General features: G+C 52.2%; 22 protein-coding genes. 20 read left to right on the forward strand and 2 right to left on the reverse strand.

The window, feature by feature from the left end; all coding sequences use genetic code 11:
- The first annotated feature begins 119 nt into the window (after nucleotides 1–119).
- From MKY59_RS10895 to MKY59_RS10960, 14 genes are all read left to right on the forward strand, one after another.
- Entirely contained in the window at nucleotides 120–860 is a 741-nt protein-coding gene (locus MKY59_RS10895) for a regulatory protein RecX (protein ID WP_236417164.1), read from the forward strand.
- Nucleotides 861–1,168: 308 nt separating this feature from the next.
- Nucleotides 1,169–2,704 (forward strand): ribonuclease Y, encoded by a 1,536-nt coding sequence (gene rny / locus MKY59_RS10900; protein WP_236417166.1) that lies wholly within the window; start codon nucleotides 1,169–1,171, stop codon nucleotides 2,702–2,704.
- 123 nt (nucleotides 2,705–2,827) lie between these two features.
- Nucleotides 2,828–3,622: a TIGR00282 family metallophosphoesterase gene (locus MKY59_RS10905; protein ID WP_236417168.1), complete on the forward strand. Its 795-nt coding sequence runs from the start codon at nucleotides 2,828–2,830 to the stop codon at nucleotides 3,620–3,622.
- 116 nt (nucleotides 3,623–3,738) lie between these two features.
- Complete coding sequence (locus tag MKY59_RS10910; protein WP_019005392.1) at nucleotides 3,739–3,999, forward strand: stage V sporulation protein S; 261 nt, start codon at nucleotides 3,739–3,741, stop codon at nucleotides 3,997–3,999.
- A gap of 88 nt (nucleotides 4,000–4,087) precedes the next feature.
- On the forward strand, nucleotides 4,088–5,065 hold the full coding sequence (locus MKY59_RS10915) for a membrane dipeptidase (protein WP_339277516.1): 978 nt from the start codon (nucleotides 4,088–4,090) through the stop codon (nucleotides 5,063–5,065).
- Between the two features lie 118 nt (nucleotides 5,066–5,183).
- The gene (locus MKY59_RS10920) at nucleotides 5,184–5,756 is read left to right on the forward strand and encodes a phosphate propanoyltransferase (RefSeq protein WP_339277518.1); all 573 of its coding nucleotides are present in this window, start codon (nucleotides 5,184–5,186) and stop codon (nucleotides 5,754–5,756) included.
- Nucleotides 5,757–6,193: 437 nt separating this feature from the next.
- Nucleotides 6,194–7,750: a tRNA (N6-isopentenyl adenosine(37)-C2)-methylthiotransferase MiaB gene (gene miaB / locus MKY59_RS10925; protein WP_236417173.1), complete on the forward strand. Its 1,557-nt coding sequence runs from the start codon at nucleotides 6,194–6,196 to the stop codon at nucleotides 7,748–7,750.
- A gap of 235 nt (nucleotides 7,751–7,985) precedes the next feature.
- Nucleotides 7,986–8,435 (forward strand): YlbF family regulator, encoded by a 450-nt coding sequence (locus MKY59_RS10930; protein WP_236417424.1) that lies wholly within the window; start codon nucleotides 7,986–7,988, stop codon nucleotides 8,433–8,435.
- A gap of 103 nt (nucleotides 8,436–8,538) precedes the next feature.
- Nucleotides 8,539–8,964: a PaaI family thioesterase gene (locus MKY59_RS10935; protein WP_236417175.1), complete on the forward strand. Its 426-nt coding sequence runs from the start codon at nucleotides 8,539–8,541 to the stop codon at nucleotides 8,962–8,964.
- A 58-nt stretch (nucleotides 8,965–9,022) separates the two neighbouring features.
- Entirely contained in the window at nucleotides 9,023–9,826 is an 804-nt protein-coding gene (locus MKY59_RS10940) for an NUDIX domain-containing protein (protein WP_236417178.1), read from the forward strand.
- Nucleotides 9,827–9,890: 64 nt separating this feature from the next.
- Nucleotides 9,891–10,457: an isochorismatase family cysteine hydrolase gene (locus tag MKY59_RS10945; protein WP_339277521.1), complete on the forward strand. Its 567-nt coding sequence runs from the start codon at nucleotides 9,891–9,893 to the stop codon at nucleotides 10,455–10,457.
- A 185-nt stretch (nucleotides 10,458–10,642) separates the two neighbouring features.
- Entirely contained in the window at nucleotides 10,643–12,097 is a 1,455-nt protein-coding gene (locus tag MKY59_RS10950; protein ID WP_236417181.1) for a nicotinate phosphoribosyltransferase, read from the forward strand.
- A 239-nt stretch (nucleotides 12,098–12,336) separates the two neighbouring features.
- A complete protein-coding gene (locus tag MKY59_RS10955; RefSeq protein WP_339277523.1) occupies nucleotides 12,337–13,356 on the forward strand; it encodes an acryloyl-CoA reductase in 1,020 nt (339 codons plus the stop codon).
- Between the two features lie 156 nt (nucleotides 13,357–13,512).
- On the forward strand, nucleotides 13,513–13,989 hold the full coding sequence (locus MKY59_RS10960) for a hypothetical protein (protein WP_339277525.1): 477 nt from the start codon (nucleotides 13,513–13,515) through the stop codon (nucleotides 13,987–13,989).
- Between the two features lie 44 nt (nucleotides 13,990–14,033).
- On the opposite strand, the gene MKY59_RS10965 is transcribed toward MKY59_RS10960, so the two are convergent.
- Entirely contained in the window at nucleotides 14,034–14,552 is a 519-nt protein-coding gene (locus tag MKY59_RS10965) for a molybdenum cofactor biosynthesis protein B (protein ID WP_236417186.1), read from the reverse strand.
- A 177-nt stretch (nucleotides 14,553–14,729) separates the two neighbouring features.
- Here MKY59_RS10965 and MKY59_RS10970 point away from each other — a divergent pair, with 177 nt between their 5' ends.
- From MKY59_RS10970 to MKY59_RS10995, 6 genes are all read left to right on the forward strand, one after another.
- Nucleotides 14,730–15,815 carry a GTP-binding protein gene (locus MKY59_RS10970; protein WP_339277527.1) on the forward strand — a complete coding sequence of 362 codons (1,086 nt, stop codon included), beginning with the start codon at nucleotides 14,730–14,732 and terminating at the stop codon, nucleotides 15,813–15,815.
- Between the two features lie 498 nt (nucleotides 15,816–16,313).
- Nucleotides 16,314–18,035, forward strand: coding sequence for an arginine--tRNA ligase (gene argS / locus MKY59_RS10975; RefSeq protein ID WP_339277529.1), 1,722 nt, complete (start codon nucleotides 16,314–16,316; stop codon nucleotides 18,033–18,035).
- Nucleotides 18,036–18,047: 12 nt separating this feature from the next.
- Nucleotides 18,048–19,076 (forward strand): ABC transporter ATP-binding protein, encoded by a 1,029-nt coding sequence (locus MKY59_RS10980; protein ID WP_339278368.1) that lies wholly within the window; start codon nucleotides 18,048–18,050, stop codon nucleotides 19,074–19,076.
- Nucleotides 19,073–19,783, forward strand: coding sequence for a hypothetical protein (locus MKY59_RS10985; RefSeq protein ID WP_236417191.1), 711 nt, complete (start codon nucleotides 19,073–19,075; stop codon nucleotides 19,781–19,783). The genes MKY59_RS10980 and MKY59_RS10985 overlap by 4 nt, the downstream gene beginning before the upstream one ends.
- Before the next feature lie 101 nt (nucleotides 19,784–19,884).
- Entirely contained in the window at nucleotides 19,885–20,439 is a 555-nt protein-coding gene (locus MKY59_RS10990; RefSeq protein ID WP_339277531.1) for a hypothetical protein, read from the forward strand.
- 3 nt (nucleotides 20,440–20,442) lie between these two features.
- Complete coding sequence (locus tag MKY59_RS10995) at nucleotides 20,443–21,087, forward strand: YdcF family protein (protein WP_339277533.1); 645 nt, start codon at nucleotides 20,443–20,445, stop codon at nucleotides 21,085–21,087.
- Between the two features lie 98 nt (nucleotides 21,088–21,185).
- Here MKY59_RS10995 and MKY59_RS11000 read toward each other — a convergent pair whose 3' ends face one another.
- Nucleotides 21,186–23,285: an ABC transporter ATP-binding protein gene (locus MKY59_RS11000; protein ID WP_339277535.1), complete on the reverse strand. Its 2,100-nt coding sequence runs from the start codon at nucleotides 23,283–23,285 to the stop codon at nucleotides 21,186–21,188.
- Nucleotides 23,286–23,290: the final 5 nt, after the last annotated feature.

Here is a 23,290-nt window from a genome sequence, read left to right on the forward strand (position 1 = left end):
GATATCCATAAAGTTCACATGTGGAGTTAGTTTTTTGCCTGATATTATAGTGGCATTGAAATTGCACTTTTTAAGGAGTCTGGGAAGGGCGTTTTGAAGGAAGGTAGAAGGGAGAGCGCATGGACAACACAGAGAAAGAACAGTGGGAAGCGGAACATGAACCGGAGGGGATCGCCGATTTTCCGGATAACGAGGAACTCGTAATTACACGCGTGGACAGGCTGAAGAGCCGGGAAGCACGGTATCGCATCACTTTTGGGACGTACTCGTTAACCGTACTGGAAGACGTTATGATCAAGTATCGCATGACCAAAGGGAATACGTTTGTGAAGCGGGATTTGGAAAAAATCGTTGTGGCGGACGAGCGCCAGCGCATCTATGTGCAGTCATTGCGATATCTTGAACATAAGCAGCGGACCCGGCGAGAATTGGCCCAGAAGCTTCAACAAAAACAGTTTGAGGTAACATTGATTGAAGATGTGCTGGATCAGCTGGAGCGGGAGAAACTCGTTGATGATCAGTGGTTTGCAAAGGAATGGACGAGACAGCGTATGACAGGCCAGCGGAAGGGAAAACTGTGGATAAGGCAGGAACTGCGCCAAAAAGGCGTATCCAATGATCTCATTGCCGAGGCTTTGCAAGAAGTTAGCGCGCACGATGAGTTTGAAACTGCCCTGCTAGCAGGTCGAAAAAAGTGGAAGCAGGTTAAAGGTGACATTTCCGAAAAAAAACGTAAAACATTTCCCTTTCTGGTTCGCCGCGGATTTCCCATGGATATGGTTCGTCGTGCGGTGAATGTTCTGATCGAGGAAGATGGCGAGACGGACAACGAAGAGCATGAAAGTTGGTTATGGGATTAACAGGACGATGTGCCAGGTTGCATTCTCTTGACAATTTATTTCGTCAAATACTAAAATGGACATGAGTCTGTAAGAATTGGGTAACCCTTTTTCCTTCCAAAAAAGCGGTTTCCGATTTCCAGGACTTTCAACCATTCATTGACTATGGTTCGCTTGAGAAGGCGGATAGTACGTGGAAACATGTACACTTGAAATGAAAATCGGCGGGGGATCGCCGTGAGTATTCGTATTCCCAAAATATGCGAGGTTTGAAAACAGAAAAAAGACCCAAGGAATGCCTTGGAGGAACCAACGAGGAGGTGAACAGTATGATAATCACGATCGTTCTCGTTGTAGCCGCGCTATTCATTGGGTTCGGAGTCGGATATTTTATTCGCAAATCTCTTGCAGAGGCCAAAATTTCCAGTGCGGAACAAGCTGCCGTACAAATCGTTGAAAATGCGAAAAAAGAGGCAGAGGCGCTGAAAAAAGAGACGGTGCTGGAAGCAAAAGACGAAATCCATCGCATTCGCGCCGAAGCTGAAAAAGACACTCGTGAACGTCGAAATGAAATTCAACGACAAGAAAGACGATTGTTGCAAAAAGAAGAGTCGCTGGATAAAAAGATGGAATCACTCGAACGTAAAGAAGAGCAAGTGGCTAACAAAGAGAAACGCATTGATGAGACACAGCAGCAAATTGAAATGATTTACAAAAGCCAGGTTACGGAGCTGGAGCGTATCTCCAACCTCACCATGGAAGACGCACGCAGTATCATACTGTCCAACGTAGAGCAGGAAGTCCGTCATGAGACGGCTCAGATGATCAAGGACATTGAACAGCAGGCGAAGGAAGAGGCGGACAAAAAATCCCGCGAAATTATTACCCTGGCCATCCAGCGTTGCGCGGCAGATCACGTGGCAGAAACGACGGTATCTGTTGTAACGCTTCCGAATGAAGAGATGAAAGGCCGGATTATCGGTCGTGAAGGACGAAACATCCGTGCACTAGAAACCCTTACCGGGATTGACCTCATTATCGATGATACGCCAGAAGCAGTCATTCTGTCGGGCTTTGACCCGATTCGCCGTGAAATTGCCCGTACAGCCCTGGAGAAACTGGTGGCAGACGGACGTATTCATCCGGCACGCATTGAAGAGATGGTGGAGAAATCCCGCAAAGAAGTGGATGAGCGTATCCGTGAATACGGTGAGCAAGCTACGTTCGAGGTGGGCGTACACGGTCTGCATCCGGATTTGATCAAAATTTTGGGCAGATTGAAATTCCGTACAAGCTATGGTCAGAACGTCTTGAAACATTCAATGGAAGTCGCCTACTTGGCTGGATTGATGGCTGGCGAGCTTGGAGAAGATGTTACGCTGGCAAGACGTGCCGGATTATTGCATGATATCGGTAAAGCGCTGGATCACGAAGTGGAAGGATCACACGTCGAAATCGGCGTGGAACTGGCGAAGAAATACAAGGAGCACCCTGTTGTCATCAACAGCATCGCTTCCCATCATGGGGATTGCGAGGCAACTTCGGTTATTGCCATGCTGGTTGGAGCAGCAGATGCCTTATCCGCAGCAAGACCAGGCGCACGCCGCGAAACACTGGAAACGTATATCAAACGACTGGAGAAGCTGGAAGAAATTTCGGAATCGTTCGAAGGTGTCGAGAAATCGTATGCCATTCAGGCCGGCCGCGAAGTTCGCGTCATGGTGCAGCCTGATAAAATCGACGATGCGGAAGCTTTCCGCCTTGCACGTGACATCACCAAGATGATCGAGAACGAGCTCGATTATCCGGGACACATCAAAGTCACCGTGATCCGGGAAACCCGGGCGGTTGAATACGCAAAATAGATCATTTCGAAAAGTGGCCGCGATTGTGGCCGCTTTTCTTATTTATGCACGTTACCGTTGCTTTTGGCGCATAACATGTTTAATCCGGATTCAGATATGGTAAGTAATGAAGGAGGCAATACATTGAAAGTTCTTTTTATCGGTGACATCGTAGGAAACGTCGGGCGCAAAGCGTTGAAAGAAAATCTGCCTTACCTTAAAAACAAGTACAAGCCGCATGTCGTCATCGTCAATGGCGAGAACGCGGCGGCAGGCCGCGGGATTACCGGAGCGATTGCGAACGAATTTTTTAACTGGGGCGTGCATGGCATAACGCTGGGCAATCATACATGGGATAACAAGGACATTTTTGAGTTCATCGACGATGAGCCGCGTATGATTCGTCCTGCCAACTTTCCTCCAGGCACTCCAGGCAGAGGGTACACCGTGGTCAAAGGCGAGGGCAAAGAATTGGCCATCGTGAATCTGCAAGGGCGCACGTTTCTGCCCGCACTGGATTGCCCGTTCCGCACCGCCGACGAGATTGTCGACGAGCTTCGCCAGAAGCACAAGTGTATTCTGGTCGATATGCATGCAGAAGCGACCTCGGAGAAAATTGCGATGGGCTGGCATTTGGACGGTCGTGTCTCGCTTGTCGTGGGAACGCACACCCATGTGCAAAGCAATGATGATCGCATTTTGCCGGGAGGAACGGCTTATTTGACGGATGCCGGCATGGTTGGACCGCGTGACGGCATCTTGGGCATGGAACGTCAGGCAGTATTGCGCAAGTTTTATACCCAATTGCCGGTACGCTTTGTGGTGGATGACGGCAAATGGCACTTCCATGGCGTGTTTGTGGAAATCGACGAAAGCACGGGCAAAGCAACCCGAATCGAGAAAATTCGTTTAAACGAGGATGAGTGGCGCATGGAGTAGCGGGGTGTTCCCGTTTTCTCCGAGCCTCGTCTAAAAAGAAGGAATTTTTTTGCCTCCCGCGAATAAAATCTAGTAAGTGGAAACAAACATTCAACAATCCCAGGGAGGTACTTACCATGGAAGTATTAAAAGTTTCAGCAAAGTCCAATCCCAATTCCGTTGCCGGTGCGCTTGCAGGTGTTCTTCGTGAACGTGGAAATGCTGAACTGCAGGCCATCGGGGCGGGTGCATTGAATCAAGCTATTAAAGCGGTAGCGATAGCCCGGGGATTCGTAGCACCAAGTGGAGTTGACTTGATTTGTATTCCAGCTTTTACTGATATCGTAATTGACGGTGAGGACCGAACGGCCATTAAGCTGATAGTGGAGCCCAGATAATACATGATTCCTGCAAGGAGCCTGTTTACGTCGTAGACAGGTTTTTTTGCATGCCATTTTTTATTTCCAGGCCAAAGGAGGAGCGTTCATGCGTGAATGGCGTGTCGCCGATTTTCATTGTGATGCCTTGAGCAAAATGTTGTTGAAACCCGAGCTTTCGTTCCGAAATGCATCGGAGCTGGATGTCAATGTGCAGCGTATGGAGGAAGGCGGCGTCGGCTTGCAGGCGTTTGCGATCTATTTGCCGGAAGTATTGGGCCGGGGCAAGTTTGAGCACGTCATGGGTCAGCTCGAGTTATACAGAAACCGGGTTCATGGGAACGATGGGCAAGGCCGGGGGATCCAAACGCTGTTATGGCGGGAACAGGTGGCTGACGTCAGGAAGCTTGAGAACCCATGGGGACTTTTGACGCTGGAGGGTGTGGACGGCCTGGAAGGCAGCCTGTTCTACTTGCAGCTATGTTACGAGATGGGCATACGAATCGTAGGGCTGACCTGGAACTATGCCAATTGGGCGGCAGACGGGGTGATGGAGCAGCGAGGAGCGGGTTTGACCGAGAAAGGCAAGGCATTGGTCGGGCGCTGCAATGAAATCGGCATGCTGCTGGATGTTTCGCATTTGACGGAAAAAGGGTTCTGGGAACTGACCGAGCTGAGCGAGCGTCCGTTTATTGCTTCCCATTCGAACAGCTACGAGGTGTGTCCCCATGTCCGCAATTTGAAGGATGATCAAATTCGGGCCATTGTGGCCCGGAATGGGCGGGTGGGATTGACGTTTGTGCCATGGTTCGTGAAACAGGCGGATGAGGTACATATGGAAGATCTGCTGCCGCATATCGAGCGGATATGCACCTTGGGCGGAGCGCAGCATTTGATGATGGGGTCTGACTTTGACGGAATATCGACATATATTCATGGTTTGGAGCATTCGGGGAAATATCCGCAGTGGATCGAAGTGCTGCTGAAACATTATGACGAGCATGTGGTGCGAGGCTGGATGTGGGATAATGCGATAAATTATTTGCATGAACAGCTGCCTTCAGCTGCCGCCAATCAGGTAAAATAAGGGGATTTCATGAATTTTCAACAGTTCGTTTTCATTTCACGCCAAAAAGGGGTATAATACCAAAGGATTGTTATGAGCCTGACCTCAGGCCAGAGATAAACAAGGAGTGAAATTTCAAATGAGTAAAACAGTACCTGTGGGCGTATCCGCCCGCCACATTCACGTATCCCAAGAGCATGTCGACGTTTTGTTCGGCAAAGGTTATCAACTGACTGAGTTCAAACCTCTGTCCCAACCAGGCCAATACGCCGCAAACGAAACAGTAGCGGTAATCGGTTCGAAAGGACAGTTCGATAAAGTCCGCATCCTCGGGCCAGTTCGCCCGGAAACCCAATTGGAAATCTCCATGACGGATTCCTTTGCGATCGGCGTTAAAGCCCCTGTACGCGAGTCCGGAAACATTGAAGGAACTCCGGGAATAACCATCAAAGGCCCTGCCGGCGAAGTAACCATCGACAAAGGCGTCATCGTTGCTGCCCGCCATATTCACTTCCACACTTCCGATGCGGAAAAATGGGGCATTCAAGACAAACAAATGCTGAAAGTGCGCTTGAGCGGCGAACGCGGCCTCGTGTTGGAAAATGTAGTGGCACGCGTATCCGACTCCTTTGCATTGGACATGCACATCGATACCGATGAAGCAAACGCAGCAGGCGCGCGTAATGGCGACACTGCTGAAATCATCGACTAAGGAATTTCGGGGACATTAGCGGTGGTTTATTTCGACGAAATTTCGTCGAAGTCTCTGCCGAAATACAAATGGGAGCTGGTTTCCTTTAAGGCAATCCACTCTTTTTGGAGAATGTAATACCAAGTCCAAAAACCTGAGCACATCCATGGTACGGTCGAAGACCGATGTTATGGAAAGCTCGGGTTTTTGCTTATAGGAAGACCGATGCCGCAACCAAACGAGGTTCAACTGCTCCATCACTCGGCGTTGCATACATAAGGCGTTACGTTTCAGCGATACAAGAGGCGGCAGGCTTTGCGTATGGAACTGCGGTCCAAACCATGTTATAATTTGACGTAATGCTCTTTTGTTGTATAACGGGTGCAAAGAACACCGATCCATATGGTATAACGGATTTTAATGAATATGAATAGAGGCTGTAAGGAGTGACCGCAGGCATGGCTAAAGATTCGAAAAAGGATTACTCCCGATATTTTGATTTCTCCGATGCCAAAGTAATTTCACAAGATGAATTCAGCAAAAAAATTCGGATTCGCGGCCGGGACATTACAATCAAGTCCGAACCGAATCATCGTCAGGAGAAACAGCGGGGAAAGGAAGACATCCAGGTACTTTACGACAATGCCGTCCCGGATGAATTGAAGCATATCGGCGAAGGCAAACATTATATCGTTTACACCTATGGATGCCAGATGAACGAGCATGATTCGGAGACGATTAAAGGTCTGCTCGAATCCATGGGTTACCAGGCCACGGAAGATCGCAAGGAAGCCGACATCATCCTGCTGAACACATGTGCGATTCGCGAAAATGCGGAGGACAAGGTGTTTGGCGAGCTCGGTCATCTCAAAACGTTGAAAACCGAACGTCCAGGCTTGCTGCTTGGGGTGTGCGGCTGCATGTCCCAGGAGGAAGGCGTCGTTAACCGCATCATGCAAAAGCATGGTTTTGTGGACATGATCTTTGGTACGCATAACGTGCACCGTTTGCCTCATCTGATTCAGGAAGCGCTGTTCAGCAAGGAAATGGTCGTTGAGGTGTGGTCCAAAGAGGGCGATATCATCGAAAACCTGCCGAAAAAACGGGAAGGCATGCGCGCATGGGTCAACATCATGTACGGTTGCGACAAGTTCTGTACGTATTGCATCGTTCCGTATACGCGCGGCAAGGAAAGAAGTCGCAGACCGGAAGACGTCATTGCCGAGGTGCGTGACCTGGCAAGGCAGGGCTTCAAGGAAATTACGTTGTTGGGGCAGAACGTCAATGCTTACGGCAAAGACTTTACCGATATAAACTACAGCTTCGCGAACCTGATGGACGACATCCGCAAAATCGACGTTCCCCGCGTTCGCTTTACGACAAGCCATCCGCGCGATTTTGACGACGATCTGATCGAAGTTCTCGCCAAGGGGGGCAATCTGGTCGAGCATATTCATCTTCCGGTGCAATCCGGCAGCACAGAAGTGCTTAAACGCATGAGTCGCAAGTATTCGCGGGAACACTATCTGAACCTGGCTCACAAAATCAAGAAAGCGATCCCGAATGTGGTGCTGACCACCGACATTATCGTCGGTTTCCCTGGAGAAACGGACGAACAGTTCGAGGACACGCTTTCCCTCGTGCGCGAAGTAGGTTATGATTTTGCTTATACGTTCATCTATTCTCCGCGCGAAGGAACACCGGCTGCGGTAATGGAGGACAATGTGCCGATGGAAGTCAAGAAGGAGCGCCTGAAACGCTTGAACGAAACGATCAACGAATACAGCCACCGCAGCAACGAGAAGCAGCGCGGCAAAGTGGTTGAGGTATTGGTCGAAGGCGAGAGCAAACGGAACTCCAACGTACTGGCTGGACGCACACGCAGCAACAAATTAGTGCATTTCGAAGGTTCAAAAGATCTGATCGGGACGTTTGTGCAGGTCGAAATCACCGACCCGATGACGTTCTATATCCGGGGTAACCTGCTCACCGATCCGGTTGCAGCGAATCAGTAAATATACATTACCACCCTGCAAAATAACGTGTTTGAAGTTGGAATCCAGCGCACGCAGCGGAGGAGACGGAGGAAGCGAGAGCGCTCGCCTTTGTCACCGAATTTCAACCTTGAGCAACATAGATTCAGAAATTCGGGGACAACAGCGATCGGAAGAACGATCCGTAACCGTAGCGGACTGGTGGGAGAAAGAACCGTTCATTTTGCCTCATCTCATACGAATTGGAGCGATTACAGTGGCGCAAGAACAAGTGCAATATAACCGTTATGGTATGCCGACGTACGATACGCGCGATCTGGTCATACGCGACGACATTATGAGAAAAGCCAAAGAGTTGGCCAGTATGATCGGAACCAGCGAGGAAGTGAAGCAATTCCAGCAGGCTGAAGCCAAAATCCAAAACCATGAACGCATTCAGCAACTGATCGCCAACATCAAGAAAAAACAGAAGGAAATCGTAGCCTTCGAAAGTTTCAAAAATGCGGCCATGGTGAGCAAAATCGAGCAGGAGATCGAAGAGCTTCAGGATGAGCTGGATAGTATTCCGTTGGTCAACGAATTCCAGCAAAGCCAAAGCGACATCAACTATTTGCTGCAGCTGGTCGTTTCCGTGATCCGGGATACCGTTTCCGAGAAAGTCAATGTGGAGGCAGGCACGGACTCGCCGCCGAGCAGCTGCGGTTAAAAAATGGAAAGGGTGCGGACGCGGTCCGTGCCTTTTTGTTCATATCGGAAAACGAATGCATCAAGAATGAACAGACGAAGGTGCTATGAAGGAGAAATCAAATATGAGCATTTTGGATAAAATGGTGGAGGAAGGCAGCGGCCGGTTCTGGGGATTCCTGGGCTGCCGTTATATAAAAGGGAGTCAAAGCGAAGTACAGATCGCGCTGACGGCCGGCGAGCAGCATACCAATTCCATGGGCATCATCCATGGAGGCGTGCTGACCTCTTTGATGGATCAGGCGATGGGGATGGTAGCTACTGCGGCGATGGACGTGGACAGCTGCGTCACAACCAACCTGAACGTGCACTTTCTGGCACCCATGCATCAGGGGGAGCTGACGGTTACGGCAACCGTATTGCATCAAGCAGGGCGAAGCATTACAACCCAGGCGGAAATCCATGACCAAGCCGGTACGCTCGGGTGCATGGCTACCGCAACGTTTCGCGTCGCGCGTACAAAAAAGCCCGATCAGCAATCAAATGGTTGACAAACGGTATTACTATGTCATAATGAAATTATCAAAATGAAAATAGTCGGTGGTGCCCATGAGCGAAAACAACGAACACTTCAATGCTGAGAACGATGAAGAAATGGCGCGTGCCTATAGTTCCAAAAAATATCGTACCCCGGACGGCGTGCCCGCAGATATCGTCATGTTTACCTTGACCAAGCGGGAACGCAGAACGGTAACCAAAACGTTGCCGATTCGGGAATTGAAAGTGATGCTCATCAAACGCAAAGGTTGGCCTTTTGCCGGCAGATGGGCACTTCCAGGAGGGTTTTGCCAGGAGAATGAATCCATCTATGATGCCGCCAAGCGGGAATTGATGGAAGAGACCGGCGTCGACGGCGGTCACCTGGAATACTTGAATGTGTACAGCCAGCCGGGTCGGGATCCGAGGGGCTGGATTATCTCCCATGCATTTTTCGCATTGGTCGAGGAATGGATGCTGGAACACCGCCAGGCAGCCGATGATGCCGAGGAGGTAGGCCTGTTTACGATTCAGGAGGCATTGCATGAGCTGGAGCTTGGTTTCGATCACCGGACCATTATTGAGGATGCGTATCACCGGATTCAGCAGCAGATGCTGGAAACGACCATTGCAAGGCAATTCCTGCCCCGCGAATTTACGCTTAGCGAACTGTATCAGGTGATCCAGAGCGTCGTACCGGATTTCGAAGAGCCCAACTTCATTCGCAAAATCACATCGACGCGCAGTCGCAAAGGCATCGTCGAAGAGGTCAGGGATGAGGAAGGCAATTTGCTAAGCTCCAATCAGTATTCGCAGCGTCCGGCGCAGCTGTATCGGTTCACCGAGCTTGTGCCGCGTTTATCCATTTACACATAATTGTCAAGAACAGTCACAATGACGAAGTTCATGTACCTACCTCAAACCAAGGGAGTGTGGACGAATGAAAGCATTGATCGTGATTGATTTCACGCATGATTTTGTGACGGGAGCATTGCCCGTAGGCCAGCCGGCCGTGGACATCGCTGAGACTGTCGCTGCAGTGACCGAGACGTATTGCCGGAATGGTCATGAAGTGGTGATGGCCGTTGACTTGCATGAACAGAATGATCCATATCATCCGGAGACGGCGTTGTTTCCGCCGCACAATATCCGCGGTTCGAAAGGACGGGAGTTGTATGGAAGCCTTGCAGAGGTCATGGAACAGTACAAGTCGGAAATCCGATGGATGGACAAAACGAGATATAGCGCTTTTTGCGGCACTGATCTTGAGTTAAAGCTGAGGGAACGAGGAATTACGGACATTGCTCTGATCGGGGTGTGTACGGACATATGCGTGCTTCATACGGCCGTGGACGCCTATAACAAAGGATTTCACATTACGGTATTTGAGGACGCCGTGGCCAGCTTCAACCCTGGGGGACATGAGTGGGCGCTCGGACATTTCCGTTCCAGCCTTGGGGCTCAGGTCATTCAAGCGCGAGAGACGGTATTGGCAGCCAATGAATGAAGCATGAGCCGGCATGCATGTCAGAAACGATGACAGGGCCAATGATTTGATTTAAAACAAACCATGTTAGCGGAGACTCGATTGTTGTTTGGACATACAGCAACAGGATAGAGTCTCCACCATGATGACCCGTGTTTGTGGACAGGATCCATGGACATGAGCGGAAGTCGGAAAGGATGAGACAAATGCAGACTAGCCTGGCGTTACACACGGATAAGTATCAAATCAACATGATGTATGCGCACTGGGTCAATGGAACTCACAAACGGAAGGCGGTGTTCGAAGCGTACTTCCGCAAGCTTCCTTTCGGAAACGGTTATGCCGTATTTGCCGGATTGGAACGCATTGTGAATTATATCAGCCAGCTTCGCTTTACGATGGAGGACATCGAATATTTATCCAAACAACAGGAAAACTACGATCCGGGCTTTCTTGAGGAACTGCTTCAGTTTTCATTCAAGGGAACCATTCATTCCATGAAAGAAGGAGCATTGGTTTTCCCCGACGAACCGTTGATTCGGGTCGAGGGCTCCATTATGGAGGCACAGTTGGTGGAGACGGCCATCCTTAATTTCATGAATTATCAGACATTGATTGCGACCAAGGCATCCCGGATCAAACGGGTGGCGAATCAGGACACTCTCCTGGAGTTCGGCACGCGCAGGGCACAGGAGGCGGATGCGGCCATTTGGGGAGCGCGCGCTTCATATATTGCCGGCTTTCATGCCACGTCCAACATGTTGGCGGGAGAGCGCTTCGGCATCCCGACGGCGGGAACGCATGCCCATTCCTGGGTGCAAACGTTCATGAGCGAGCAGGAAGCTTTTGATGTGTATGCCAAAGTCATGCCCGATCAAGTCACGCTGCTGGTAGATACATTCGATACATTGAACAGCGGTGTGCCTCATGCGATTAAGACGGCCAAAATGCTTGAAAGCCAAGGCAAACGCATGAACGCCATTCGTCTTGATAGCGGGGACCTTGCTTATTTGTCGATTCAAGCCAGACAGATGCTGGATGAGGCTGGATTGGACTACGTAAAAATCGTGGCTTCCAACGATCTGGATGAGAACACGATCTTTAACCTGAAGGCTCAGGGCGCGCGTATCGACACATGGGGTGTGGGTACGCAGTTGATCACGGCTTCGGATCAGCCTTCGCTCGGCGGTGTATACAAGTTGGTGGAGCGTGAAGTGGAAGGCGGCATGCTGCCGACGATCAAAATATCCGCAAATCCGGAAAAAGTATCGACGCCGGGGAAAAAGGAAGTTTTTCGAATCGTCGACCCGAAGCATGGCAAAGCCATTGCCGACTACATTTGTTATCCCGGAGAAGAACAGCCGGTTCAGGGCGGTCCGCTCAAACTGTTCAATCCACTTCACCCTTATCTGAAAAAGACGGTAACCCGCTATGAAGCGGTCAACATGCTGGAGCCCATCTTCGTGGATGGACAGCAGGTTTATGAACTGCCTACGCTGGATGACATTCGCAGATATCATGAAGAACAGCTTGACCTGTTCTGGCCGGAATATTTGCGCAAACTCAATCCGGAAATTTATCGCGTGAACATCAGCCCTGCGGCGTGGAACATGAAGCAGAAGCTGATTGCGGAGCATGTGCATTCGCAGGAAGAGTTTTAATAATCAAGGCTGGGCATGACCTGAAAGCTTGTTAGGGGTCATGCCTTTTTGATATGTGTCAAAAATCATGGACGGGGACTCCACAAAGTACGGTATACTATCCCTTGATTCCACCCTGCGAAACATTTCCCGGGAAAACCCGGCAATGCCTGAAATGTTTCAATCCGGTGCTGCCAGGGGATGAAAGTAACAGAAGCAGTCCATGAGTCCATCATTTAAAATATAAGGAGAAGATCTCTATGAATACATCGTTTCCAGCTTATGTGGTACGTCAGGATGAGCAGGGCCGCGTTCACGCAGCGATCGAGCAGCTCCGAAAAGAAGATTTGCCGAACGGCGACGTCAGCGTACACGTCCAGTATTCGAGCGTCAATTACAAAGACGGCCTTGCTGCCGCTGAGAAAGGCGGAGTGGTACGCCATTATCCGATGGTTCCGGGCATCGATATCGCGGGGGTCGTCGAAGAATCGGTCAGCGGCAGGTTTGCTCCCGGAGACCGGGTCATTAGTACGGGGTATGAACCAGGGGTTTCCCATTTCGGGGGATTCAGCAGATATGCGCGTCTGAGCAGTGAGTGGCTTGTGCCGCTGCCTCCGGGATTAAGCGAGAAGGAAGCGATGGCGATCGGCACGGCGGGTTTTACAGCGGCCCTCTCTGTGGACGCATTGCTGCATGCTGGCGTGAAACCGGCTATGGGGCCGGTGTTGGTTACGGGCGCCACGGGCGGCGTCGGCAGCATGGCCGTTGCGATTCTCTCGCGGTTGGGCTTTGAGGTGACGGCGAGCACGGGGAAAAAGGCAGAGCAGGAACCGCTGCTGAAACGGCTCGGGGCAGCGCATGTCATCTCAAGGGAAGAAGCAGACGCACCGGCCAAGGGAGCGCTTGGGAAACAGTTATGGGCCGGGATCGTAGATCCGACCGCAGGAGCGGGGCTGGCTGAACGGTTGAAGCACGTCCGTTATGGCGGAGCTGCTGCCGTATCGGGATTGACGGGCGGGCCGTCGTTCGAATCGAGCGTGTTTCCTTTTATTCTGCGCGGCGTGCAGTTGATCGGGATCGATTCCGTGTATTGTCCGATGGAGCGCCGGGAACGGATCTGGAAGCTGCTCGGCGGGGAATGGAAGCCTGAACGGGCGCTTGAGCTCGGCATTCAAGAGATTTCCTGGGCACAACTGCCCCAGACGCTCGAAACGATTTTGAAAGGCGGGGCAGTGGGCCGATCCGTGCTGAACACGATGACGGAGCCGCCGGTGGAATAAAACGATGGGACAGCAGGCATGCTAACTCTACCCGAAGTGTACCGATTCAGGTCGCTGGAAAGGAAGAGAGGCATGGATTTCAAGCAATGCAGCAAACGAGCAAAAGCAAGAAAGGGAAGACGGCTGCGATCAGCCATTATTCTAGTGGGAATATGCATGTTGGTCATGTTGGGAGCGTGTTCGTCTTCTTCGCTGAAGCAGGAGCGCAAAATATATTCCGGACAGTCGGCAGAGGAAGGCAATATACGGGCGCAAAATCAAGGCCAAGGATTAAACGGGCCTCTTTTGGAGGAGCTTGAGAAGGAATTCTCGGCCAAAGGCATCAAGCTTATGAACACAATGTCAGCAGATGACGGTCAAGGCGGCGTTGCCTACATGGCTTTGCTTGATGGGGACGGCCGGCATGTGGTCAAGGTGCACATATTTCGCGATGCTGGCATGAGATCTGCGGAAATGTATGAAATGGTAGGTCATGCCGGTGACCAGGCAAACTTGGACAATGTGTTGGGACATACGACCATGCTGAGCAAAGGGCATGTTGCCATGGTTTATACAGCTGGCGGGGGCGAGAGGGACCGGTACGAAAAAGAGGTGCTCGACGTGTTCCATCATGTGCTGGATCAGATCCATTAAACAGAGGGATCCCCTGTGCGAATTACGAAAACCCGTCTGATTTGTCAGACGGGTTTATATATTTCGCGCATGACATGCCGCAGCTCGGGCAAAATGATTTTTTCCATGGCCAGCTTGACGGCCCCTCTCGAGCCAGGCATGGAAAAAACGGCTGTGCGGCCGATCGTTCCGGCAACGGCCCGGCTAAGAATGGCGGCAGAACCAATGTCCTCTGTATAGCTGAGGAAGCGGAAGATTTCCCCGAATCCGGGCAGTTCCTTATCCAGCAGCGAAGATACTGCTTCATACGTCGTATCTCTCGGCGCAATGCCTGTTCCGCCGCTCATCAGAACCGCTTCGATATCATCCCGCACAGACGCATCCTGCAGGATGGCCTGAATGCGCTCCGTCTCATCCGGCGTAATCAAATATTCGACGACCTGATAGCCTGCTTCGGTCAAAAGCTGATGCATCAGCTGACCGCTCGCGTCGGTTTCTTTGGTTCGCGTATCCGATACGGTTACGATCATACACGAGACTGAATCCGGAGCTTCTTGGCGATGTTGTTCCACGGAAGTGCTCATCCTTGTTATCCTCTCCTTAATAGGCTGTATCCCCATAGCATAGACGATTATTGGACATCAGGCAATGAAGCTCGCTTCCGTTTGCATGTTGCGCAGGCTGCCGGGGTTGGTGTACACTCGCTAGGATGGCAAAATCATGCGATGAAACTGTGCTAGTTCGTGAGAGAGGTGCAAAAAATGAACAATCAACCATCGAATCAAAGTCAGGATCGATCCGTTCCTGTATACATATTGTCGGGATTTCTCGGAAGCGGCAAAACGACGCTGCTCGTTCAATTGCTGGAGCATTGGAAAAAGCAAGGATTGCGGCCGGCGGTCATCATGAACGAATTGGGCGAAGTGAATCTGGATGGCCAGGTCGTCGACGAATCCGTGCCGATGGCCGAAATGCTTGGGGGCTGCATCTGCTGTACCGTGCGCGGGGACCTTGGACTTCAGCTATCGGAATTGATTCAGACCGAGTCGCCGGATGTCATCATTATCGAAGCGACGGGTGCTGCCAATCCGATGGAAATTTTGGACGGTGTGACGGAAACGTCGCTGTACATGCGCCTTGAGCTTAAAAGCCTGATCACCGTAGTGGATGCCGCGCACCTATGGGGCCTTCATGCGGAGCAGAAGGGGAAGACGTTCCGCCTGATGCAGGACCAGATTCGCTGTGCATCCGTGCTGCTCCTGAACAAAACGGACCGGGTCAACGACCGCGAGCTTGAAGAGCTGCAGCAATTGCTGGCGAAATGGAATGCGTATGCTCCCGTCATCGGCACGGTGAAATGCCAAGTGGACATGGACATGCTGCTGCGTGCGGGAACAGGCGTGCAGAGCCCATCCCGATCTCTGACGGGGAACGAACCCGATTCCGATCATGGATCGGCGGATTCGCATGTGCATACCGCCGAATGTGCGCTGCACGGCTGCAGTCATGGTCATGACAAACACGATCATGCCGGTCATCGGCATGAAGCGCATGCTTCGCACGAACATGTGATGGTATATACGCATTACTTTACCAAACCCGTCAACAGCGAAGCGTTCGAACGCTTTGTTGCGAATCTGCCACGGGACGTATATCGTGCAAAAGGGATTTTAACGTTCAGCGATACGGCGAGCCGGTTCTGGTTCCAGTATGCCTATCAGGAATCGGATTACATGAAAATTAATCCGCAGGGACAGGTACCCAACGTTGCCGTATTCATCGGGGAGCATTTTGAGCAGGGGGCCATTCGCGAGCAGCTGCTCGCATTGGAAGGCACAGCAGAGTAACATGACGATGCGTTTTTTTCGGATGGCGATACACGGAGCCAGCGCGGAGACGGATTGAATGCACCCAGGCTGTTTCCTTATGGCTTTCGCGAGATAGAACGTGGAGGACGGTTGCCAAACCGGCACATGGTCTGTATAATGATGGAAATGAATTGCATATTGATGATGATCAATGATCGGGAGAGTAACCAGAATCATGCATGACAGCGAGCCGGAGCGGGTGGAAGCCGGTATGCCGTGACCTGTGCGAACCGCACCCGTGAGATGGTCGTCCGAACAGTGCTGTTTTGCGTAAAATGGGGCGGCAGCGGAAGAGGGCGATCCGGTTGGCGACCGTTACTCGCATCGAGCGGAACAGCGAACTCCTGAACGAGGTTCAGGCGTGCTGTTTACTTAGAGTGGTACCGCGGGAACTGTGATTACAGCTCTCGTCTCTGATATGGAGACGAGGGCTTTTTTGTTTTCCGGGGAAGTGATGACGATTAAGGAGTGGTTAACATGTTAAAGAAACAGGCAGCGCTATTGTTGTCTCCCTTGACGGGATTGGACGAAATGGAAGTACGGAATATGCTGGAGGTGCCGCCGCAACCGGAGATGGGTGATCTGGCCTTTCCTTGCTTTGCATTGGCCAAATCGCTTCGAAAAGCTCCGGCAGCCATCGCAGCTTCGATCGCGGAGTCGTTACAAGGCAGCGGGATCGAAGCCGTCAGTGCAGGTCCATATGTCAACTTTCGTTTTAACAGAGTCGAAGCGGCTGCGTCCATGTTGAACGAATTAATGAAGCCCGGATTTGGCAAGCTGGATCTGGGTCAAGGCGAACGAGTGGTCATTGACATGTCTTCTCCCAATATCGCCAAGCCGTTCGGCATCGGGCATTTGCGCTCCACGGTGATTGGGGCTGCGCTGTATCGGATGTACCAAGAGGCAGGTTATGCCCCTGTCAGCGTGAATCATTTAGGAGACTGGGGAACCCAGTTCGGCAAACAGATTGCCGCATATAAGCGTTGGGGAGATGACGAGGCTTTGCTGGCAGAGCCGATCCGGACGTCGCTGGAGCTCTATGTCAGGTTCCATGAGGAGGCGGAACAGGATCCGTCCCTGGAGACCGAGGCACGCGAGTGGTTCCGCAAGTTGGAACAGGGGGATGAAGAAGCCCGTAAATTGTGGTCCTTTTTCGTGGAAGTCAGCATGAAGGAATTCGACCGCATGTACGAACGCTTGCATGTGGCATTTGATTATACGCTCGGCGAGAGCTTTTACAATGACAAGATGGGTGCCGTCGTCGAGGAACTGCGGGACAAAGGTTTGTTGGAAGAGAGCGACGGCGCGCTCGTCGTGCGATTGGATGAAGAGAACATGCCGCCATGCCTGATCATCAAGCAGGACGGCACCACCATTTATCCTACCCGGGATCTGGCTACGGCCGTTTATCGCCATGATGTGATGAAGGCTGACAAAATGCTGTACGTGGTCGGCGGGGAACAGAAGCTGCATTTTCGGCAGGTGTTTGCGGTGCTTTCGCGAATGGGGCATAAATGGTCCGCTCACTGTGTGCACATTCCGTTTGGATTGATGCGGTTTGAGGGACGCAAAATGTCCACTCGCCGCGGAAAGGTCGTTTTCTTGCAGGAGGTGCTGGACGAGGCCGTTGCCCGCGCCTCCCGCATCATTCAGGAGAAAAACCCGGGATTGGCCAATGCGCAAGCCGTGGCGGAAGCCGTCGGCGTCGGAGCCATCGTATTCGGGGACCTGCGCAACAATCGCTTGAACGACGTGGACTTTTCGTTGGAGGATGCCGTAAGTTTTGAAGGAGAGACCGGGCCTTACGTGCAGTACACCCATGCGCGGATCCATAGCGTGCTTGCCAAAGCGAAAGTGGTTGCTGGCCTGGAGCGGGACGACGATTCCGCCGCAACGCCGGAAGCAGGACAGGAGCAACCGGGAGCGGAAGAGATCGGCGATGTCGCATGGACGCTGCTCAAATTGTTGTCCGAATATCCGCAGCATCTGGAAAAAGCCGTTCAACGCAACGAGCCGTCCGTGATTGCCAAATACGCCATCGATGCAGCACAAGCCTTCAACCGCTTCTATCATGCGGAACGAATTGCCGATGCTGCGCCGGAAGTGCGTCGATTCCGCATCGCTTTGGCCGAATGCACGGCCGAGCGATTGGCCCGGAGCCTGTATCTGCTTGGCGTTCAGGCTCCCGAACGGATGTGACCCGGATTGGCCATGAACCGAACAGCAGCGTATAATGACGCAAAAAGGTTGATTTCGCTTCGGCAGGTGGGCAAACGACTCGATGGTTCCCAAGTATTGAAAGATATCGATTTGGAAGTGCATGAAGGACAATGCATCGTGCTGGTCGGGAGAAACGGCTCCGGCAAAAGCACGCTGCTGCGTGTCATCGCAGGATTGCTGAATCCCGACCAGGGCACGATGCATTGCAAACGGGAAGTCCCGGTCAGGTATGCGCCTGATCGGCTCGTGCGGTTGCCGTTTACTTCATGGGAATATCTGTGGCAAATGGGGCGCATTCAAGGGATCCGTCCCGGGGCATTGCGCAAAATCATTCATGAGCAGAGTGACAGGCTTGGCCTTGAAGGAGCACTGGATCAGAAGATGTCCTCGTTATCCAAGGGCACGCTTCAGAAGGTCAATTTGCTGCAGACACTGCTCGCCGGGCCAAGGGGGCTATTGCTGCTGGACGAACCGCTGTCGGGACTTGACGCAGCGGCTCAGGAAGCCGTCATTTCCATCGCAAGGCAATGGAAGGATGCGGGGGCTTCCATCATTACCGCCTGTCATGAGCCATTGTTTATCGAACGCTTGGCCGATCAAGTGGACGTCTTGCAAGCAGGGGACATCATCCGCCGATGGGAGCGTGCCGACTTCATATTGCCAGAGGCTCCGTTCGTTTATATCCATAGCCTGCTCCCGCATTCGGTACAGTCCCAGCTATTCGAAGGTCCGATCCGGTTGGCCGGGCAAGAAGGCGTGCTGCACGTTCGGCCTGAAACGGGCGGCGGGGCATCGGACGGACGCTGGGTGTGGAAGGTAACCCGCCATGCTTCGGACCGGATCATCGCTATGCTGATCGATGCGGGCGGTTCCATTGAGAGCGTACAGCAAGAACGTCAGCAATTGAATATGGAGCGATTGATCAGGGGCGAGCATCCGGCAGCCATGGATGACGACAACGAATCGTGCAATGCCTCCGGCGTGCATGCGGCAAGCCCGATGGACGGAGGTTGCCGATGACTGCGTTGACCGTTTACATGTTGAAGCACTACATCCGTTCACAGCGGTATTTTGCGCCGGTTGTATTTTACTTGTTTGGCATGCTGCTCATCTACTCGTACAAACCCAACCCGGTTGCCGACAGCTATAGCGTTACGGCCATGCTGCTATTTTTCGGCGCAGCCTGGCTCGCCGTGACCGTCATGAACACGGAACCCGCGGGTCAGAAGCAACTGTTGACGATACACGCCGGAAGCAAACGCAAGGTGGCGTGGGGGCAGTTGTTTTGCGCCGGGATAATGCAGTGCGGGCTGGCAGCCCTCACGGTGTTCTATCCGGTTGTGACCGGTATGTTTGAACGTCCCCCAACCGGCGGGGAGTGGGCGATGGCTTGGCTGGGACATCTTTCGCTCTGCATGTTGGGTCTTGGAATCAGCGTTTTCTTTCAAAGGTCATATGTGCCGCTGCTCAGCCGAAGCCTGCCTGCGTTGATTGCCGTTCTGCTGCTATCGAATGTGCAGGGCTCGTTAAGCGATCATTTGCCGCAATCGCTGCAGTGGATCAGCGTTGTTTTGCCACCGGCTTTTTACTTGATCCGGGAGATGATGTTGTTTGAGAATGCGGGGATCGGGACGATGGTGCTGCTGACGCTGTGGGCGACAAGTTATGCTGCGCTGCTGCTGGCCATTCATCTATGGATGTCGGGACGAAGGGATATGCAGCAATAAGTTGGCATACTTCAAAGCTTGAATGTTGCTTCCGGTTTGGTTACGATATAGGAATCATCGATTCCTGCAGACCGTATCCAGGGATAGGAAAGGGGCCATTCATGCCGCACACGGACATTCCGCAAGGCACCATGCTGGACGGGGAACATTCCAGAGAGTTGTTCGCTTATTATGGACTGGCCGTATACTACGGGCAGGCGTTGGAACAACAGTTGGTCAATCTGATCTTGCTGACCAAGATGTCTCAGGGCAAGGGGATGTCCGACGAAGAACTGGAAGACCTGTATGAACGGAAAATGAGCAGCTCGCTGGGACAACTGATCCATGAAGTACGCCATCATTTTCATTTTTCGGAGGATGAGGCCCGGCAGCTTAACGCCATATGGAAACAACGCAACAGCATCGTCCATCATTATTTCAAAGAACGCATTCACGAGACGTTCAGCCCGGAGGGCCGGGGACGCATGATCAAAGAGTTGGAAGAGTTCAAGGACCGCGCCCAGGAGCTCGAGCATACCCTTCAGCAATATACGGGAGCCTGGCTGGCCCAACTGGGATTGAACGCCGAGACTGCGGCGGCACTGCAGCGGCTTGAGCGCATGCATGCCGAAAGCTGCAGTGATTGTGATTATTCGCAAGAAAAGGAAGAGCAGTGAAGCATGACTACCGATGAACTCAGGTTTAGCCATAAGAAAAACCACAAACGCCGCCGATTTGCGCTCATCCTTGCCATCGTGATCATGGCCGGATTCCTGTGGACGGCAGTGACGGCAGCGGGCATCGTCGATTACGCCGATGAGGAGTCTGCAAGACATAGCGATGCAGCCATCATCCTCGGCGCTGCCGTTGCAGGCGATCAGCCTTCGCCCGTATTTCGTGCCCGGATTGAGCATGCGATCATGCTGTACAAGCAGGGTACGGTCGGTAATCTTGTTTTTACGGGCGGCTCCGCCGGTCCAGGGTTGCCCACCGAAGCCGAGGTGGGGCGTGATTATGCTTTGGCGCAAGGGGTAGACCCTGCACGAATTCAAATCGAAACCGAGTCCGCCGTCACGGAAGAAAATTTGATCTACGCGCTTGCTGTCGGAGAATCAGCGGGATTTCAAACGTATACCATCGTTAGCGATCCCTTGCATATGAGGAGGTCCATGAAGTTGGCCCATCAGCTTGGAATGGATGCTGCCGCTTCGCCAACGCGTACGTCGGCTTATGAGACGTGGAGAACCAAACTGCCTTTTCTGGCAAGGGAAACGGTGTTAACCATGGGGTACACGGTGAAAGGATGGATGTCCCCCTCCCGTTAGATACGTTGAATTCAACACAAAAAGACAAACCCGGGTCCTCGTTAAGGATCACGCGGTTTGTCTTTTTGTTTCGGGTCATTCGTTGGATTTCAAGCAGATTAAGCCTTGCCACCCGCGAACGAAGCAGAAGCCGGTACGGCCTGTGCCAGATTTCCGAGATGCTCGGTGTCCCCGGAAGGAGCGGCTGACGCCCCTTGCTGCAGCTGATACATCTGGTAATAACGTCCTTTCAGTTCCATCAACTCATCATGCGCGCCTTGTTCAACGATCCGGCCGCGATGCAGGACGAGGATCTGATCCGCTGAACGAATCGTGGAGAGACGGTGGGCGATAATGAACGTCGTCCGTCCTTTTTTAAGCACCTCCAGCGCGCTCTGGATCAGCGCCTCCGTCTCGGTGTCGATGTTGGCGGTCGCCTCATCCAGAATAAGAATGGCTGGATCGAAGGCAAGCGCCCGGGCGAAAGAAATGAGCTGGCGCTGTCCAGCGGATAGGGTGCTTCCTTTTTCGATGACGGGTTCGTCGAATCCTTGCGGCAGATGTGCCAGAATACGTTCCGCTCCGACGTCGCGCAGCGCCTGCTCGATTTTCTTGCGGCTGATGCGCTCATCGCCGAGACTGACGTTGGAAGCGATCGTTCCCGTGAACAGATATGGGTCCTGCAGCACGATGCCCATATGTTGGCGGATCCACTGTTTGGGCAGGTCTTTCACGTTTTGCCCATCAATCGTGATCCTGCCTTTTTGTGGGTCATAGAAACGGAACAGCAGGTTGATGATCGAGCTTTTGCCCGAACCGGTATGGCCGACAAGCGCTACCGTCTGACCTTGCGAAGCCTCAAACGAGATGTTGTTCAGCACATAATCTTTTTTGTAGGCAAACGATACGTCGTCAAAGACGACATTGCCTTTGTACCTTGGCATGGAGCCATCGGTGACCTCTTCCCCCTGTTCATCCATCAGCTCGAACACACGGCCTGCGGACACGAGGGACGAATCCAGGTTGGCCAATTGGTTGACCATGCCGATAATCGGTTGGAACAGGCGGCCGAGCACGTCAACGAACGCATACAGCACGCCGAGCGATACGATGCTCGTTCCGCCTCCCACTACGCTCGAGCCGAAGTACCAGAGCACTACCGCAAAAGCGAGGTTCCGGATCACATTGACCAGATTGTGCGAGGTGAAGGCATTCAGGTTCAGCATTTTGTTCTGGTGTTTCATATAGTCATCGTTCAAATCTTCGAATTCTTGCCGGGTTTGCTTTTGATGACGGAATACGCGAATGATGGACATGCCTTGGATCGATTCGTTGATGATGGCATTAATCTCGCTCAGCCTGGAACGAATGATCGTATTGTAACGGGTGGCGAACTTCCGGTAAAGGACAATCCAGGCAATCAGCATCGGCACCACGAACAGCGAGATCAAACCTAGACGGAAGTCAAGCAGGAACAGGGCGACATACACCCCTGCAATCGTGATGATGCCCGAGAAGAAGTTGGACAATACCGCCACGAACAAGTCTTTCACGGCTTCGGTATCATTGGTGACTCTGGAGACGACCTTGCCTGCCGGCAGGTTATCGAAGAAATGAACCGGCAGGCGCTGAATATGCGCATATACGTCGTTTCGCAGGCGTTGAATGACTTTGTTGGCCGAAGATTGCAACCAATAGGTTTTGCCGAATTCCATAATAATGGAGATGACGAGGAAAATCAGATAATACACGATCAGTTCATAGATGCCGGGCATTTCCGGTTTATAAAAGGCATACAGTTCACCCGCAGATAACGGCGCTGCTGCGTACTGCCCAACCACTTCGCCTCCCCGTGCAATCGTCAGCACGCCGTCCGCGTAGGTGCGATCGCCATCCGGCGTGCTTACGGCTTCGTTGACAAAGTAAAAGCTCGTTCCGGCTTGAAGCACGCGAACTTCCGCACCTTTGGCTTCGCCCGGTTCAAACTTGCCTTCTCGTTTATAATATTTGCCGTTGTAGGCCGCTGCCTCCGAGGAGGCAGCCGTTTCATAGAATGGCTGCTCGACCGCGAGCAAATGATTGTCGATCATCGATTTGGCGATGAAAGGACCTGCCAGCTCGGCCGCTACGCCAATGGTAAGCATAATCAGAGCGGCAATAAACGTGCCTTTGGCCTTTAGGGCATATTGGAACAGCCTTTTGCCTGTATTGGATTTCAAGTTGT

It is taken from the genome of Paenibacillus sp. FSL W8-0426, from assembly GCF_037969725.1.
Classification (GTDB): domain Bacteria; phylum Bacillota; class Bacilli; order Paenibacillales; family Paenibacillaceae; genus Paenibacillus; species Paenibacillus hubeiensis.

What these genes read in the sequence shown, in the direction of transcription:
- MKY59_RS10935 (WP_236417175.1), top strand. Translation starts at nt 8,539, where the DNA reads ATGAGCATTTTGGATAAAATGGTGGAGGAAGGCAGCGGCCGGTTCTGG.
- MKY59_RS10970 (WP_339277527.1), top strand. Translation starts at nt 14,730, where the DNA reads ATGAACAATCAACCATCGAATCAAAGTCAGGATCGATCCGTTCCTGTA.
- MKY59_RS10990 (WP_339277531.1), top strand. Translation starts at nt 19,885, where the DNA reads ATGCCGCACACGGACATTCCGCAAGGCACCATGCTGGACGGGGAACAT.
- MKY59_RS10915 (WP_339277516.1), top strand. Translation starts at nt 4,088, where the DNA reads ATGCGTGAATGGCGTGTCGCCGATTTTCATTGTGATGCCTTGAGCAAA.
- MKY59_RS10945 (WP_339277521.1), top strand. Translation starts at nt 9,891, where the DNA reads ATGAAAGCATTGATCGTGATTGATTTCACGCATGATTTTGTGACGGGA.
- MKY59_RS10985 (WP_236417191.1), top strand. Translation starts at nt 19,073, where the DNA reads ATGACTGCGTTGACCGTTTACATGTTGAAGCACTACATCCGTTCACAG.
- MKY59_RS10895 (WP_236417164.1), top strand. Translation starts at nt 120, where the DNA reads ATGGACAACACAGAGAAAGAACAGTGGGAAGCGGAACATGAACCGGAG.
- MKY59_RS10950 (WP_236417181.1), top strand. Translation starts at nt 10,643, where the DNA reads ATGCAGACTAGCCTGGCGTTACACACGGATAAGTATCAAATCAACATG.
- MKY59_RS10920 (WP_339277518.1), top strand. Translation starts at nt 5,184, where the DNA reads ATGAGTAAAACAGTACCTGTGGGCGTATCCGCCCGCCACATTCACGTA.
- MKY59_RS10980 (WP_339278368.1), top strand. Translation starts at nt 18,048, where the DNA reads ATGAACCGAACAGCAGCGTATAATGACGCAAAAAGGTTGATTTCGCTT.
- argS (WP_339277529.1), top strand. Translation starts at nt 16,314, where the DNA reads ATGTTAAAGAAACAGGCAGCGCTATTGTTGTCTCCCTTGACGGGATTG.
- MKY59_RS10910 (WP_019005392.1), top strand. Translation starts at nt 3,739, where the DNA reads ATGGAAGTATTAAAAGTTTCAGCAAAGTCCAATCCCAATTCCGTTGCC.
- miaB (WP_236417173.1), top strand. Translation starts at nt 6,194, where the DNA reads ATGGCTAAAGATTCGAAAAAGGATTACTCCCGATATTTTGATTTCTCC.
- MKY59_RS10955 (WP_339277523.1), top strand. Translation starts at nt 12,337, where the DNA reads ATGAATACATCGTTTCCAGCTTATGTGGTACGTCAGGATGAGCAGGGC.
- rny (WP_236417166.1), top strand. Translation starts at nt 1,169, where the DNA reads ATGATAATCACGATCGTTCTCGTTGTAGCCGCGCTATTCATTGGGTTC.
- MKY59_RS10940 (WP_236417178.1), top strand. Translation starts at nt 9,023, where the DNA reads ATGAGCGAAAACAACGAACACTTCAATGCTGAGAACGATGAAGAAATG.
- MKY59_RS10960 (WP_339277525.1), top strand. Translation starts at nt 13,513, where the DNA reads ATGTTGGTCATGTTGGGAGCGTGTTCGTCTTCTTCGCTGAAGCAGGAG.
- MKY59_RS10965 (WP_236417186.1), bottom strand. Translation starts at nt 14,552, where the DNA reads ATGAGCACTTCCGTGGAACAACATCGCCAAGAAGCTCCGGATTCAGTC.
- MKY59_RS10995 (WP_339277533.1), top strand. Translation starts at nt 20,443, where the DNA reads ATGACTACCGATGAACTCAGGTTTAGCCATAAGAAAAACCACAAACGC.